Raw genomic sequence first — 14,207 nt, 5'->3', positions numbered from 1 at the left:
GGCCGAAGGCGTCGAGACCGAGGCCCAGCGCGACGTGCTGCGAAAACTCGGATGCAGCCAGATGCAGGGCTGGCTGTTCAGCCCGGCCGTGCCGGCGGCGAAGTTGAAGCAGTTGCTGTCGAAGCAGGCGGCGGCGGCTTAAGGCGCGGCAAACCGCACGACGGCTTCATGGGTTGACGTCCGCTTACGATCGCTTGAGCCCCTGAGAGACGCGTGATACAAGAATTCCTCGGGCCTTTGACAACCGCCCGATGAGCCTCCGCAGCCAAGCGTTGTTTCGCTCCAATACGGAGGTGAAACATGCCTTGCGGCAATTCAATAAGCACTCTCGATGCAGGGTCTCCATCCTTTCGGGTTTCCAGATGGTCCTGGAACAGCCCGTTGTCGTGGTTCGTTGGAATAACACTGGAGTGGGAACGACGATCCCAGTACAGGCAGCTTCTCGAACTTGATGACCGGCTGCTCGCCGACATGGGCTTATCGAAGACCACCGTTGAAGAAGTGCGCAGGTCTCCATTGTACCTGGCTGCGTGGCGCGATAGCCGATAGCTGTTCGACGTCCACGTTGGGTCAGAAAGCGAAATTCCGGCGCGACCAGCGAATGTTTCCGTTGGCTCCGAGAGCGGACAGCTCTCGGAGTGGCCGAAGGCGTCGAGACCGATGCGCAGCGGAAGCTCGGATACAGCCAGATGCAGGGCTGGCTGTTCAGCCCGGCCGTGCCGGCGGCGAAGTTGAAGCAGTTGCTGTCGAAGCAGGCGGCGGCGGCTTGAGCCGCGCGCCCGCGTTTCGTCCACGACGCATCACCGTTTCCTCCGCACCTTGTATTCGCGCAGGCGTTCCATATCTCACCGGCATGACGAAGCTCACACTCGTTCAGGACCAGGCGATACAGGCGCTCATGGCAGGCGCCGTCGGCGCCGAGACGTTCGATCGGCTCTTCGCGGGTATCCGCTTTGACAAGATCGACGGCACGATGCTCTACGCCTTCGCCAAGGACGAGGAGATCGCCTCCGACATCGAGGACGGCTATTCTCTGTACATCGCGTCTGTCGCATCGCGGGTCTTGAAGCGGCAGGTCGATATCGTCGTCGTGATGCCGAAAGTGCTGCAATAGGGGCTCATCTCCCCCGCAAGACGTCAGCCGCAAACCGATATCCTTCCCAGGACCAATGCATAGGAACGCTATGCGCCGTCGTGGATTGCCCTACAGGCACGGACCACCGTGGCAAACTGGCAAGAAAGGGTATCCAAAAATGAGCGTCAAAGGCGAAATCAAGGAAGGCGCGGGCTTCATCAAGGAAGAGATGAACGAGCACGGCAAGTCTGCCGAAAGCCAGCGCAAGGCGCAGGAGGGCCGCGATCTTCGTAACGAGGGCCGCATCGAAGACGGCAAGGCGCCGAAGACGACCAAGCCCGGCACCGGTCACCCGGAAAAGTGAGCGAAGGATGCCGCCTCGTCGTCGAGCGCGGCATCTCCACACTTCGGCACAGTTGAGTTCACAAAATTCGTAGGGTGGGTCAGCCACCCTACGATCCCCAGCAAAAGCGGCGAGGTGACCTCACGATAAAACCACGCTACCCTCTTGGTACAAGAACAAGAGGAAACGCCAATCGTGTACGACTTCATTATCGTGGGCGGTGGCTCGGCGGGGTCCGTGCTGGCCCACCGGCTCTCCGCGAAGAGTGTCAACAAGGTCCTGCTGTGCGAAGCCGGACAGGACACGCCACCCGGCAACGAGCCGGCCGAGATTCGGGACAGCTATCCCGGCACCGCCTATTTCGATCCGCGCTTCCACTGGACCGAACTCAAGGTCACGACGCAGGTCGTCAGCCACAACAATCCGAACGAAGCGCGGCCACCTCTGCGCAAATATGAGCAGGCGCGCGTGCTGGGCGGCGGCTCGTCGATCAACGGTCAGATGGCCAACCGCGGTGCACCGACCGACTACGACGAATGGGACGCGCGCGGCGCCACGGGCTGGACGTGGGACGACGTGCTGCCGTTTTTCAAGAAGGTCGAGCGCGACCTCGATTTCGACGGACCGTTCCACGGCAAGGATGGCCGGATCCCGGTCCGCCGAATCCCGCGCGAGCACTGGACCCGGCATTCGCAGGCCTTCGCCGACGCATTCCAGCAGGCAGGCCATCAATTCGTACCCGACCAGAACGGCGAGTTCGTCGACGGTTATTTCCCTGTGACGCATTCCAATCAGGCCGAGCAACGCGTCTCGGCCGCGATGGGCTATCTCGACCGCGACACGCGCAAGCGCGCCAACCTCACGATCTCGACCAACACGCAAGTTCAGGAGCTGCTGTTTGAAGGCACGCAATGCGTCGGCGTGAAAGCGAAGGTTGACGGGCGCGAGCAGGAATTCCGCGGCCGCGAGATCATTCTCTCCAGCGGCGCTATCCATTCGCCGGCACATCTGCTGCGCGCTGGCATCGGCCCAGTCGGTCACCTCAAGGATTTGGGCATTCCGGTCCTGATGGGGCTGGCAGGCGTCGGACAGCGCCTGATGGATCATCCCTCGATCTCGCTGTCGTCCTTTGTCCGCCGTGGCGCGCGCATGAACGAGCATACCAGGCGCCATATGCAACTTGGCCTGCGTTATTCGTCCGGGTTGGTAGGCGTGCCGAAGGGCGACATGTTCGTCGTCTTGCTCAGCAAATCGGCCTGGCACGCGGTCGGCGAGCAGATCGGGTCGTTGCTGACCTTCGTCAACAAGACCTATTCCGAGACCGGACAGGTCAAGCTCGCCTCGCGCGATCCGTCGGCCGAGCCAATCGTCGAGTTCAATTTGCTGTCCGACCGCCGCGACCTCGATCGCCTGATGAGCGGCTTCCGCAAAATGGCGGCGGTGCAGATGAGCGACGTGGTCAAGGCGGTGACGGACAAGCCGTTCCCGGCCTCCTATACCGACCGCGTACGCAAGATCGGCGTGGTCAATACCAGGAACAGGATATTGACCAAGATCGCCGCGGCCATGATGGACGGGCCGGCGGCGCTGCGCCATTACATGATCGACAATTTCGTCGTCGAAGGCTTTACCTTCGATGACGTGATCAACGACGACGAGGCGCTGGAAGCCTTTGTGCGCAAGGCGACCATCGGCGTGTGGCATGCCTCATGCTCATGCCGCATGGGCCGGGCTGACGATCCGATGGCGGTGGTCGATAACCAGGGCCGCGTCAAAGGCGTCCAGGGCCTGCGCGTCGTCGACGCCTCGATCTTCCCGGTGGTGCCATGCGCCAACACCAATTTTCCGGTGCTGATGTCGGCGGAGAAGATCGCGGCCGCGATGATGCAGTGATGCGCTGCGATTTCCGATGCTCATGTCCGCTTTGGCGCCAGAAGCGGGCATGAGCTAAGGCATTCAAATTGTTGTCTCACCAAAGCATGCCGCTCAGGTCGAGTGCCGGCAGGACAAAGTCAGGGGAAACTGGCAGCATCTTCCGTTCCCACTCCAACCATTCGTTCCGCAGCTTGTTGAGAAGATCGGGATGTTTGCGCGCGACATTGCCCCGCTCGCGTGGGTCCCAGGCTATGTCAAACAGAAATTCCTGATCGCCCACCTTCAGGTATTTCCAATTCCCGGAACGCACGGCCCGTTGCTGTCGGTTCGCGAGACGCCAGAACAGAGTGCGTTGCTGTTCGGGGCGCTCCTCCATGAGCAACGGCGTAAGGTCCATGCCGTCCAGTTGGTGCATGGGATCGGCTGCTACGCCTGCGGCGGCCAGGCAAGTCGCGGTCAAGTCCATGCTGATGGTGACCTGGTGCGAGACCAGGCCCGCCTGAACATGTCCCGGCCGCCAGATGATCTGGGGAATGCGCAGTCCACCCTCGAGCAGGTCCCACTTCCGTCCGACAAAAGGCCACATCTTGGAATAACGCTCGCCGCCATTGTCGCTCGTAAATATGACGAGCGTCTCGCGATCGCTCTTCCGCACGGCCTCCATGACTCGCCCGATCCCTGCATCCAGGATGCCCATCATCTCGGCATAGATGCGAGGAGAGCCTCCCTCTTTCCACTCCGCAGGATCGACTTCGCGTTCGCGGGCGGCAGCCTCCACCGACGGTGCCGACCACGGCCAGTGCGGAGCGGTGTAGTGCAGGCTGAGGAACCAGGGTGCTTCACGCGCATCGGATTGTTCGACATAGGCGGTCGCACGGTCGCTTAGCAGGTCGGTGACGTAGCCGACCTCATCCGTTGTCGTCTCACCCTCGTACAGGTCGAGTTCGCCGTCATCGCCGCGATGCGTGTAATACCCCGTGAAGGCACCCATGACGCCAAAGAATTCGTCATAGCCGCTTCGAAGCGGCCCATAGTGCGGCAAATAGCCTAGATGCCACTTGCCGATCAGGGCCGTGCGGTATCCTGCCAGCTGCATCAGTTTCGGCATCGTCGGAAAATGGGGTGGTATGCCCATGCCGTCCTGCGATCGTTGCTCAGGCAGAAGCGGCTCAACCAGGCCCAGCGGGAAGCGATACTGATACTGGCCGGTGATGATTGCGACGCGCGTGTTCGTGCACAACGGCGCGTTGGCATAGGCTTGGGTGAACCGCACCCCCTCGGATGCGAGGCGATCCAGCGCTGGCGTCGTGTAGTCGGTCTGCCCGCAGCATGAAAGGTCGGCATAACCGCAATCGTCCACGACAATGAATAAGATGTTCGGGCGTGAGTCGGTTGTCATGGGTTGCAAACCCTCCAGGCTAGGCGGCTCCCGCGCAACTCTGCGCATCAAACAAACGGTTCGGAGGTCTGGTTAGTCAAACCAGAGTCGAGAACAACAGCACGTCAATCAGTCTCCGACAAACTTATGGAAGAACACGCGCTGATAACCGTTCTGCTCGCGACGCTCTGTTTCTACCCATCCGAGAGCAGGATACATCGCCAGATTTTCCGACATCTTCTCGTGAGTGTATAAGGTTATCTCGCGATGGCCGCGACGGACTGCCTCTTGTTCGGCAAAATTCAACAACGCCCGTCCAATACCGCGACCATGGATGGCTTGGGTCAACGGCGACGTTATCCAAGAGGAGGTGGTCTGCTTCGTCGATGAGGATCAGCACCCCTGCTATCTGACCGCCAATTTCCGCCACCCAGGCGGTGCGGTTGCGGACGTGCGCAGAATAGTCGTCCAGCATAGGTCCTGGAGGTTTTCCGATCCTCTCGATATAGACGCGATATGCATCCGACACGATGCGTTCGATTGCAGGCAGATCAGCGAAGTTCGCTTGACGAATTATCACGGGGTGTCCTGATCGGGATCACACGGAGAAAACAAACTCTCGTAGCCTCAAAGCAGTTTGGACCGCGTTCGACGAAGCGAACAAGCCGTTTTCGAACTCCGAGTAAGTCATTGATTATGTTGATCGCGCGAGTCCACAATTGCTCGATCCGAAACAGCCGCAACATTGATTTGTGGTCACCGTCGATTGGGCGGGCGGCTTCGGTTCGTTGGAGGCTACGACGGCCGACATGCTTCCCGGCGGGGCCCACGCGCCAATACCAATTTTCCGGTGCTGATGTCGGCGGAGAAGATCGCAGCCATGATGCAGTGATTTCGTAGGGTGGGCAAAGGCGCGCTCTTCGCGCGCCTTTGCCCACCCTACGGACCGTTAGAAACTACGCCGCCCTGAGATTGCCGACGAAGCGATCGACGTCGCGCTTGAGATCATCCGACAGGCGCGCCAGCATCTGGGCCGAATCCAGCACTTCGCCGGCGGCTGCACCGGTCTGGCCGGCAGCCTGCGACACGCCGGAGATGTGCCGCGAGACTTCGTTGGTGCCTTGTGAAGCCTGCTGCACGTTGCGCGCGATCTCGCGCGTCGCGGCGCCCTGCTCCTCGACGGCCGCCGCGATCGCAGCCGCGATCTCGTTGACGCGCTGGATGGTGGTGCCAATCGACTGGATCGCGGTCACTGACGATTTGGTCGCGCCCTGGATCGCGGCAACCTGGCCCGTGATCTCCTCGGTCGCCTTGGCGGTCTGCGTGGCGAGGTTCTTCACCTCCGATGCGACCACCGCAAAGCCGCGGCCGGCTTCGCCGGCGCGCGCCGCTTCGATGGTGGCGTTGAGCGCGAGCAGATTGGTCTGCTCGGCAATGCCGGTGATCAGCGCGACGACGTCGCCGATGCGTTGCGCGGCGTCGGCGAGTGCCTGCACCTCGGCATTGGTGCGATCGGCCTCGCCGGCCGCGGCGCCGGCAATGCTGGAGGATTCCGCGACCTGACGGCTGATCTCGGTGATCGAGGCCGAAAGCTCTTCCGTCGCAGCCGCAACCGTCTGCACGTTGGACGAGGCATCGCCCGACAGGCTCGCGACCGAAGCCGCCTTGGACGAGCCCTGCTCGGCAGTCGACGACATCGATTGCGCGGTGGCGTTCAGCTCGCCGGAGGCCGAAGCAAGCGTGTGCAGCGATTCCGTGACGGTCTTCTCGAACTGCTCGATCAAGCCGTCGACGGCAAGCTGGCGCCGTTCCTTCCGGCCCTGCTCCGCCGCCTTTTCCTCGGCGAGGCGATCACCGGTGATCATGTTCTCCCTGAACACGGACACCGCGCGCGACATTTCCCCGATCTCGTCGCCGCGCTCGATGCCTGCGAGCTCGATCGCATAGTCGCGTTCGGCGAGGGAGCGCATCGCCTGCGTCAGCTTGCGGATCGGCGCGCTGACGCGGCGATTGACGAGGATGAAGCCGAAGATCGTGATCGCGAGCGCGACCAGCATCATCCCGCCATTGAGCGCCAGGCTCCACTTCGCCGATGTCATCTGCTGCCCGGCGCGGGCGACCATTTCGGCCAGCGCGACCTGGCCGGCCTCGACGCTGTAATTGAGAATGGCGGTGTTGAGCTTCGACAGATCCTCGATCTTGATGTCGATGGTCTGGTTGTTGCTCAGCGCCTTGATGAAGCCCTGCTGACGCTCGGTCATGGCGGCGGCATCGCCCTGCTTGGAGCGCGCGACCACGTCGGAGAGGCTTGCGGGAGCGTCAGCGCGGCCGGCGACGTCCTGCACCTGGCTCCAGGCCTGCTTGGCGCGGCCGGTATCCTCGGCGGCGCCGACCATGTCGGCAGCGCTCCAGGGCTTGCCGCTAGCTGCGGCGGTTTCCAGACGAATGGCGACGAGGCCGCCGAAATTGCGCGCGGCCCAGGCCGACTGCTTCACGCCCAGGAGATGATCGACCACGGGATCCGTGAGCTTGAGTGCGTTCTCGAGTTCGGCCGTCAGCGCCAGAATCGCGTCGAGATAATCCTGCGCAGCTTTGCGGAACTCGTCGCCCACCTTCGCGTCACGCTCCGCCTTCGCCTGGTGGATAGCCGTTTCTGCCTTGGACCGCAGTGGCGTGAGCGCATCGTGGATCGCGACGAGCTTGCTCAAGGCACCGGCAAGGCGTGAATCGGACACGCCATCGAGACGCTCGAGCACGCTCTTGTAGGCTGCTTCCGACAACTGCCGGTTGGTGGCGATGCGGTTGTCGGCATTGGCATTGGCGGGCCCCTCCGCGACCAGCGCCGACAGGAAGGTGCCGCGCTCGAGCCGGAAGCCGAGCAGGGTCGCAAACAGCTGCTGGTCGGTGCTGGCGAAGCGCTCGACCTTCTGGGCGGCACCGTTGCGCTCGATGGCGCCGAAGAGACCGGTCGCGAGCTGCCCGATCAGAAACAGGCCAAGGACACCAATGATGGCGCCGAGAACAGAACGGATAGAGGGATTGCCGAACAATGCCATAGGGAGCGCCGGATCGCTGAAAAAGATGCCGAAAAATACCGGGCCGCCCCTAAGATTTGGTTCACCACATGCGCTCGGTCTCGCGGCGCGCGCGAGGCATTCTCAGTTGTACTACGGAGGTGAGCTCAGCCGGCGTGCAAGGTCATTTGCCCTGCCGGGCAGCCCGGATCTCGACGAACTCAGCGTCCGGATGCGTCACGATGGTGGTGAACATGATACCGCTGATGATAAGCGACCAGGCGGTGTCCCAATAAATCCAAAACACGTGCCAGCCTCCGTTTTGGCGTCCTCGCCCGCGAGACCGAGGTAACGGCGCGACCGGGCTGCCGTTCCCGACCGATCATGCGGCCGAGGCCTGCTACCTTAATAATAGAAGGCGAAGCTTAGCGCTTTCTGACGTTAGTCGGCGAGATCTTGCGATCGGTTTGACTGGTGTGGCGCTTTGCCACGACGTCCGCATCCTGCGGGCCTTCGCGCGGGCGGGGCGGCGGCTTGGGCTGGCCGGCCTGGCCGCCGTGCTTGCCGCCCATGTCGGGCTTACCTTCGAGATCGTTTTCGCGGGGCATGCGAGGTCAATGCACTCGCCCGGCAATGGTTCGCAATTTGCTTGAGCGTCGTTCGGTTGTGAACGAGTTCATAGGGTCGTCGCCTATTGCAGTGCACGATGGCTGGCGCACTCCGGCGCATCGAACTTTCGACGGACGGATTTGGCGTGATGCGCAAACGACTTGTCGCCTGGACCATCCTGACCTCGGCGCTGCTGGCCGTCGCCGTCTGGACCGTGCTCGGGCCACCCGAACATCCAGCCGGCCCGCATCTGCCCTCTCGCGACCTGACAGCGGCGGTGCGGTAGATTCCTGTTTTGACGCGTTTTCCCGACGCAAACCGGCATCAACTTCGCTCGAAGACGCCTTGGTCATCGCCACCGATACGATTTCGGTATCAATCGATCCCAATTGGAATTTGGTGCGACGGCGCACCTCCCGCTATCCTCCGCCGCAAAACGACAATGCCGCACCGGCTTTAAGGAGGACGCCCATGCTCAGACCGACACGACGCATCGCATCCAGCGCGATCGCCACCACTCTTTTCACCTTCCTTGTCCTCAGCTCCGGAGTCCGTGCCGGCATGGCCGAAACCTTCGCCTATGTCGGCAATGCCGACAGCAACGACATCAGCGTGTTCAAGCTCGCCGAGAGCGGCGAGATGACCCCGGTGCAAACCGCCGCCTTCACGGGCGTCGAAAAGCCGGGATCCTCGACGCCGCTCGCGATCACGCCCGACCACCGCGTGCTGATCGCCGGCGTCCGTTCGCAGCCGTTCGTTGCGGTCAGCTTTGCGATCGATCCCAGGAACGGCCAGCTCAGCCATATCGGCAACGGGCCGCTTGCCGACAGCATGGCCAACATCGCAACCGACCGCGACGGCAAATTCCTGTTCAGCGCGTCCTACGGCGGCAACAAGGTCGCGCTGAATCCGCTGTCTGCCAACGGCGTCGTGGGCGAGCCGAAGCAGGTGATCCCGACCGGGCTGAACGCGCACGCCTTCCTGCCCTCGCCCGACAACCGCTTCGTGTTCACCACCAATCTCGGCTCCGACCAGGTGCTGAGCTTTGCGTTCGATGCCACAACAGGCACGCTGACACCGAATGATCCGCCGGCTCACAAGGTGCCGGAAAAATCAGGGCCGCGGCACTTCGTGTTTCATCCCAATGGCAAGTTCGTCTATCTCATCCACGAGCTGAACGCTGACGTCGCGGTCTTTACCTACGAAGCGAAGAGCGGCGCGTGGGACGAGATCCAGCGCACCACCGCGCTGCCGGAAGGCTTCAACGGAAAACCTTGGGCAGCCGACATCCACATCACCCCGGACGGCCGCTTCCTCTACGCCTCCGAGCGCACCACCAACACGCTCACCGCCTACAAGGTCGATGCGACAAGCGGCAAGCTGACCACGATCGGCAGCGTGCCGACCGAAAAGCAGCCGCGCGGCTTCAATATCGATCCGACCGGGCGTTACCTCGCCGCGGTCGGCGAGCTATCCGACGGAATGAGCGTCTACGCCATCGACCAGGCCAGCGGCGCGCTCGCCAAGCTGAAATCCTATCCCACCGGCAAGAAGCCGAACTGGGTGGAGTTTTTGAGCCTGCCGTGATGCTGACGCTTACCCTCCCCCTCCACGGGAGGGTGGCGAACCTCGGCTCCATTTCCGCGACTAATTCAACAGGCGGCACCGCGCCGCCTGCGGCATCTTCAGCCTCGTGCCGCCCATGGCCGGCCACGGCCGCTTCTGCTAACGATTGAGGCCTTGTCGACTAAAGCCTTGCGGCCAACCGGAATGACCGATGCGTCCATTGCCTGCGCGTTCCTTTTCCCAAAAACTCGTTGCCCTCGCCGGACTGGTGCTGCTGTCGGCCCAGCCGGCCCTTGCTGCCGATGACGACGCGCCCAAGGGGCCGGCGGTCACGGTGTTGAAGGCGGCAAAGTCCTGTTTCTCCGACATCGTCGAGGCCACCGGCTCGATCGTCGCGCGCGAGGAGACCTCGGTGCGGCCCGAGCGTCCCGGGCTGAAGATCACGGAGGTGCTGGCGGAAGCCGGCGAGACCACCACGGCCGGCCAGGTGCTGGCACGGCTGGCGCTGCCCGAAGGCGGCACGCTTCAGGTTACCGCCCCCGTCGCCGGCGTCATCGCCACGTCGACGGCGCAGATCGGCGGGCTCGCATCCGCCAGGGGCGAGGCGCTGTTCACGATCGTGGCGCGCAGCGAATATGATCTCGTCGGCCTGGTGGCGACCGGCGATGTGAGGAAGCTCGCAGTCAACCAGCCGGCGACCGTGCGCATCGCCGGCATCGGCGATATCGACGGCAAGGTGCGCCGCATCGGTCCGACCGTCGAGCCCAACATCCAGCAGGGCATGGTCTATATCGGCATCTCGTCGCAACGCCGGCTGCTGATCAATGCGAGCGGGCGGGCGCTGATCAAGACCGGGCAGAGCTGCAACGTCGCGGTGCCGCTGACCTCGGTGCAATATTCATCCGCCGGCACCGTGGTGCAGGTGATCCGGCGCAACCGCGTCGAGACCAAGCGCGTCGAGATCGGATTGATGTCGGGCGGCAATATCGAGGTCCGCGACGGCCTCAACGAAGGCGACATCGTCGTGGCCCGCGCCGGCGCGCTGCTGCGCGAAGGCGACCCGGTGCGGCCGATCATGGCGAGCGCGGAAGCGGCGAAGTAAAGCTGTCGAGAGAGCAGACTTCGTAGGGTGGGCAAAGCGAAGCGTGCCCACCAGCTAAATCACAGTGTTGGGGAGATGGTGGGCACGGCGCTTTGCGCCTTTGCCCACCCTACGATCTGCCGCGAAAAACTAGCCGCCGGCTTCGTTGAAATTGACGTCTTCGAGCAATGACGAGGAGACGGCCGGGACCTGGTCGCCGTCGGAGGCGCGGGAGATGGCGACGCGGGTCTTGTTGAAGACGCTTTCGGCGCTGCCCTGCGCATTGAGGTTGGTGAGGAGCTCGCTGATCAGCGTCGAGTGCTCGCCCTTGCCGTCGTCGGCGACCTTGCCGGGCGAGGCGGAGGAGAGGATCAGCGCGTTGTCGGGCGTGCCGATCGGCGCGAGGCCGTGGCTGTAGGAGCGGAAGCGGCGCTCATAGGGATTGCGGCGGGAGGCATCGACCACGACGAGCTTGGCCTTGGCGCCCTGCTCCTTCATCATGTCGAGCACGCCGTCGATGGAGACGCCCTGGCGGCGGACGTCGCTTTCCTTCCAGATCACGGCATCGACCGGCAGCATGTAGCTCTCGCGGCCGGCCTGCACGCCGTAGCCGCCGAAGAACAGCATGACGACGGTGTCGCGCTTGATCCGGGACTTCAGGCGGCTGATGGCGCGGACCATGTCGTCCTTGCTGGCGTCTTCCACCATGTCGACGTCAAAGCCGTTCTTGCGCAGCGTCGAGGACAGCGCGCGGGCGTCGTTGATCGACTGCGTCAGCGGCGCGCTGGCGTCGGGATAATGACCATTGCCGATGACGAGCGCGAGACGCGAGGCCTGGCCCAGCGAGCCCGTGACCTGGTCGGTCGAAACGGCCTTGGCGGCATCGAGCGCGCGCATGTTGAGGGCAGCATGGGCGCCGATCGCCAGCGACACCGTGCCGATGAGGGCTGCGGCGACTGCAATCGTGCGTCGGGACATGTCGAGCTGCCGTACATTCATTTCGCTGCATTCCTGTCATTGCCAAAGACCAGCCAAGCGCGCGCACATGTTGAGTAGCGCGAGAGCAGCTTTGGGTTTGAGGGATTGGCCGGGGGTGTGCCCCCGAATTGCGCGCAATTTGCGGCGCCGCAACAAACAAACCCTTAACCGGATATCGCCCGCCGAGCAATAGATCGCCCAAAAATTGAGCTAAGCAACTGAAGATGTTAGTTAATTTCGCGAACCGAATTCCGCTTTTTTTGCTCCCCCGTAGCCTTCCGGGGGTCGATCCTGCAGCCCTCGTGCCTGGGTTTTCCGTGATCTTTATCACATTTGTATTTCCTGCGAATCCGGGTAGCTTTTTCAAAGACTTGCAGGGGGTGGTGCGCAGATGGGAGCGTGCCGGCTGGCCCCCGGGCAAGGCCCCGCGACCAGGTATTTCATGAGCTTTCATTATTTTGCAGGTGCCGCGTGCCGGGCGCTGACGGCGCGCAAAGACGGCCCCTCCCTTTATGACGTCTGCGATCCCGTGTTGTCTGTTACGGCCGGCGGCAATCCGCATCTGGCCAAATTCTACAGGACCGCGCTCGGTAATCCCGCATTGCGGGTGTTGCTGCGGCGCGCCGGCCTGCCCGAGCTGCGTGACGACGCGAAGCTGGCCCGGTTGCGCGAGGCGATTGCCCGCGCCCGCGACGATGCCGAACCGGATTGGGCGGCGGTCGGCCAGCCCGTCGCCGATCTCGTCGACAGCATCACGCTAGAACACCCGAAGCCGCCGGCGGTGCCGTTCGCGGGCCTCACGCCACAACAATCGCAGATCGACGGCGCGATCCGCGACTGCGCGCAGCATCTGTTGGGCTCGTACCGTAAAAACGGTTTCCTGCCGACCTATGCCGCCTTCAATTTGATCGGCGATCCCGACTTCCGCGGGCGCGAGCTGATCATGGCGCTGACCGGGCTGAACGCGCGCGGCTACAAGAATTCCTCGCTGCTGTTCAACCTTGCCCGCGTCTTCATCGCGCGCTCGCCGGCAGCCGCCGTGGTCAATCCGCCCTGGAAAGGCATTGCCGAGCCGATGTGGGAGCCGGTGCAGATCCGTCACCGCTCGGCCTATTACGACGCGTTCTTCATCGAGGCGCTCCTCGGCTATGTCGAGACCGGCCTCGCCTCGCCGGTCGACAAGACAGCGGCGGAGCGCGCGATCGCCGACATGGTCGATTTCTGCGTCAATACCAGCCGCGAGCAGGTCGCGGGCAGCGACGGCGCGCGCTTTGACGTCATCACCGCGCTGGCGCCGGCGCCGCATCCGCGGTTTTCCCGCTTCTTCGCCCAGATCAAGCAGGATCTCGGCTTCGGCGTCTATGTGCCGGACTGCGACACCACGGCCTGCTCGATCTCCGCGGCAACGCAGGCCGGCTGCACCGATCCGATCCTCGACCAGCCGCTGCTGGATTTCTACGCCGGCTATCAGGTGCATGCGGGCGTCAACGAGCCGCGCGTGACGGTGCCGATCAACGACAATATCGACTATGAGGGCGGGGTTGCGACCTGGATCGACAACCTCAAGGGCGAGCGGCCCTATGGCAACGATCTCGATCCGACGCTCAATCTCGATATTCTGGAGGTGAGTTTTCGCAATCTGGCGCGCTGGAAAGTCCTGGAGACGCCGGCGCGGCTGGCCACCGTGCATCGGATCATCGGCTTCCAGAAGCGGCTGGCGGCGAGCGGCGCCTTCGCCAATCCGCGCTCGCACATCTACTACCTGCCGGAGCTCTACAGCGCCTATTTCGGCCGCTGCTATGCCGCCTTCCTGGCGCTGCCACTGGCAGCCCAGACCGCGATCGATCCCGACGGCGATTTCGATTTCATCCGCCATCGCGTGCTGTCCTACGTCAAGGGCGAGCTGATGGCTGCCGAGATGAACGTGTTCGACGCGGCGCTGGCGCTGATTGCGCTCGGCCATCTCGGTGCCGACCCGCGCGCCTTCGCACCGGCGCTGAACGTGATCGTCGATGCCATCGGCGAAGGCGGCCGCCGCGGCCCGTTCCGTGCCTATGAATGGAACAAGATGAAGACGCCGACACGGATTCTGGTCGGCGGACCCGAGGTGACGTCGGCGTTCGTGCTGATGGGACTGGCGGTGGCGCGGAAGGCGATGGTGGGGCGGGGGTGAGCCTCTTTACAATGACGGGAAGTTGAAAGCCTATCCGTTGGGCAGGCGCTGGCCGTGCGGCCCAAAGCCGACCACAATTGCGCGGTCTATCGAGATTTTCCTCACACGCGGACCC

General features: G+C 63.2%; 16 protein-coding genes. 10 read left to right on the top strand and 6 right to left on the bottom strand.

The genetic code is table 11. The annotated features are described in order from the left end of the window. From UP06_RS42575 to UP06_RS19995, 6 genes are all read left to right on the top strand, one after another. Nucleotides 1-142, top strand: a 142-nt coding sequence (locus UP06_RS42575) for an EAL domain-containing protein (protein WP_156163084.1), incomplete at its 5' end; no start/stop codon positions are given. A 158-nt stretch (nucleotides 143-300) separates the two neighbouring features. Then, the gene (locus UP06_RS42570; RefSeq protein WP_082081374.1) at nucleotides 301-549 is read left to right on the top strand and encodes a DUF1127 domain-containing protein; all 249 of its coding nucleotides are present in this window, start codon (nucleotides 301-303) and stop codon (nucleotides 547-549) included. Between the two features lie 89 nt (nucleotides 550-638). After that, the gene (locus tag UP06_RS42445; RefSeq protein WP_283806039.1) at nucleotides 639-770 is read left to right on the top strand and encodes a hypothetical protein; all 132 of its coding nucleotides are present in this window, start codon (nucleotides 639-641) and stop codon (nucleotides 768-770) included. A gap of 83 nt (nucleotides 771-853) precedes the next feature. Beyond that, nucleotides 854-1,114 carry a hypothetical protein gene (locus UP06_RS20005; RefSeq protein ID WP_045005093.1) on the top strand — a complete coding sequence of 87 codons (261 nt, stop codon included), beginning with the start codon at nucleotides 854-856 and terminating at the stop codon, nucleotides 1,112-1,114. A 139-nt stretch (nucleotides 1,115-1,253) separates the two neighbouring features. After that, entirely contained in the window at nucleotides 1,254-1,439 is a 186-nt protein-coding gene (locus tag UP06_RS20000) for a hypothetical protein (RefSeq protein ID WP_045005092.1), read from the top strand. Between the two features lie 174 nt (nucleotides 1,440-1,613). Beyond that, a complete protein-coding gene (locus UP06_RS19995; protein WP_045005090.1) occupies nucleotides 1,614-3,311 on the top strand; it encodes a GMC family oxidoreductase in 1,698 nt (565 codons plus the stop codon). Nucleotides 3,312-3,387: 76 nt separating this feature from the next. Here UP06_RS19995 and UP06_RS19990 read toward each other — a convergent pair whose 3' ends face one another. From UP06_RS19990 to UP06_RS40905, 5 genes are all read right to left on the bottom strand, one after another. Continuing rightward, nucleotides 3,388-4,692, bottom strand: coding sequence for a sulfatase family protein (locus tag UP06_RS19990; protein WP_197087329.1), 1,305 nt, complete (start codon nucleotides 4,690-4,692; stop codon nucleotides 3,388-3,390). Nucleotides 4,693-4,800: 108 nt separating this feature from the next. Further along, nucleotides 4,801-5,019 (bottom strand): GNAT family N-acetyltransferase, encoded by a 219-nt coding sequence (locus UP06_RS41575; RefSeq protein WP_197087327.1) that lies wholly within the window; start codon nucleotides 5,017-5,019, stop codon nucleotides 4,801-4,803. 608 nt (nucleotides 5,020-5,627) lie between these two features. Beyond that, nucleotides 5,628-7,727 carry a methyl-accepting chemotaxis protein gene (locus tag UP06_RS19980; RefSeq protein ID WP_045005086.1) on the bottom strand — a complete coding sequence of 700 codons (2,100 nt, stop codon included), beginning with the start codon at nucleotides 7,725-7,727 and terminating at the stop codon, nucleotides 5,628-5,630. A gap of 142 nt (nucleotides 7,728-7,869) precedes the next feature. Continuing rightward, entirely contained in the window at nucleotides 7,870-7,992 is a 123-nt protein-coding gene (locus UP06_RS42440; protein ID WP_283806038.1) for a hypothetical protein, read from the bottom strand. Between the two features lie 118 nt (nucleotides 7,993-8,110). Continuing rightward, entirely contained in the window at nucleotides 8,111-8,293 is a 183-nt protein-coding gene (locus UP06_RS40905; protein ID WP_045005085.1) for a hypothetical protein, read from the bottom strand. A 98-nt stretch (nucleotides 8,294-8,391) separates the two neighbouring features. On the opposite strand from UP06_RS40905, the gene UP06_RS40900 reads away from it, so the two are divergent. The 3 genes from UP06_RS40900 to UP06_RS19960 all read left to right on the top strand — a co-directional run bounded on the left by UP06_RS40900 (nucleotide 8,392) and on the right by UP06_RS19960 (nucleotide 10,962). Beyond that, a complete protein-coding gene (locus UP06_RS40900; RefSeq protein ID WP_045005081.1) occupies nucleotides 8,392-8,580 on the top strand; it encodes a hypothetical protein in 189 nt (62 codons plus the stop codon). A gap of 185 nt (nucleotides 8,581-8,765) precedes the next feature. Beyond that, nucleotides 8,766-9,881, top strand: a complete 1,116-nt coding sequence (locus tag UP06_RS19965) for a lactonase family protein (RefSeq protein WP_045005079.1) — start codon at nucleotides 8,766-8,768, stop codon at nucleotides 9,879-9,881. Between the two features lie 190 nt (nucleotides 9,882-10,071). Continuing rightward, nucleotides 10,072-10,962 (top strand): efflux RND transporter periplasmic adaptor subunit, encoded by an 891-nt coding sequence (locus tag UP06_RS19960; protein ID WP_045005077.1) that lies wholly within the window; start codon nucleotides 10,072-10,074, stop codon nucleotides 10,960-10,962. A gap of 129 nt (nucleotides 10,963-11,091) precedes the next feature. On the opposite strand, the gene UP06_RS19955 is transcribed toward UP06_RS19960, so the two are convergent. Then, nucleotides 11,092-11,940 carry a caspase family protein gene (locus UP06_RS19955; RefSeq protein WP_045005075.1) on the bottom strand — a complete coding sequence of 283 codons (849 nt, stop codon included), beginning with the start codon at nucleotides 11,938-11,940 and terminating at the stop codon, nucleotides 11,092-11,094. Nucleotides 11,941-12,361: 421 nt separating this feature from the next. On the opposite strand from UP06_RS19955, the gene UP06_RS19950 reads away from it, so the two are divergent. After that, complete coding sequence (locus tag UP06_RS19950; protein ID WP_045005073.1) at nucleotides 12,362-14,092, top strand: hypothetical protein; 1,731 nt, start codon at nucleotides 12,362-12,364, stop codon at nucleotides 14,090-14,092. The last annotated feature ends 115 nt before the right edge of the window (nucleotides 14,093-14,207 follow it).

Source organism: Bradyrhizobium sp. LTSP857 (assembly GCF_000938285.1).
Classification (GTDB): Bacteria; Pseudomonadota; Alphaproteobacteria; order Rhizobiales; family Xanthobacteraceae; genus Bradyrhizobium.
Note: the sequence above shows the minus strand (reverse complement) of the source record. Positions and strands in the feature narration are given on the sequence as shown.

Excerpts from the sequence above, each read along its gene's own strand:
- UP06_RS19955 (WP_045005075.1), bottom strand. The coding sequence starts at position 11,940 with ATGAATGTACGGCAGCTCGACATGTCCCGACGCACGATTGCAGTCGCC.
- UP06_RS19990 (WP_197087329.1), bottom strand. The coding sequence starts at position 4,692 with ATGACAACCGACTCACGCCCGAACATCTTATTCATTGTCGTGGACGAT.
- UP06_RS19980 (WP_045005086.1), bottom strand. The coding sequence starts at position 7,727 with ATGGCATTGTTCGGCAATCCCTCTATCCGTTCTGTTCTCGGCGCCATC.
- UP06_RS19960 (WP_045005077.1), top strand. The coding sequence starts at position 10,072 with ATGCGTCCATTGCCTGCGCGTTCCTTTTCCCAAAAACTCGTTGCCCTC.
- UP06_RS40905 (WP_045005085.1), bottom strand. The coding sequence starts at position 8,293 with ATGCCCCGCGAAAACGATCTCGAAGGTAAGCCCGACATGGGCGGCAAG.
- UP06_RS19950 (WP_045005073.1), top strand. The coding sequence starts at position 12,362 with ATGAGCTTTCATTATTTTGCAGGTGCCGCGTGCCGGGCGCTGACGGCG.
- UP06_RS19965 (WP_045005079.1), top strand. The coding sequence starts at position 8,766 with ATGCTCAGACCGACACGACGCATCGCATCCAGCGCGATCGCCACCACT.
- UP06_RS20005 (WP_045005093.1), top strand. The coding sequence starts at position 854 with ATGACGAAGCTCACACTCGTTCAGGACCAGGCGATACAGGCGCTCATG.
- UP06_RS20000 (WP_045005092.1), top strand. The coding sequence starts at position 1,254 with ATGAGCGTCAAAGGCGAAATCAAGGAAGGCGCGGGCTTCATCAAGGAA.
- UP06_RS42570 (WP_082081374.1), top strand. The coding sequence starts at position 301 with ATGCCTTGCGGCAATTCAATAAGCACTCTCGATGCAGGGTCTCCATCC.
- UP06_RS40900 (WP_045005081.1), top strand. The coding sequence starts at position 8,392 with ATGGCTGGCGCACTCCGGCGCATCGAACTTTCGACGGACGGATTTGGC.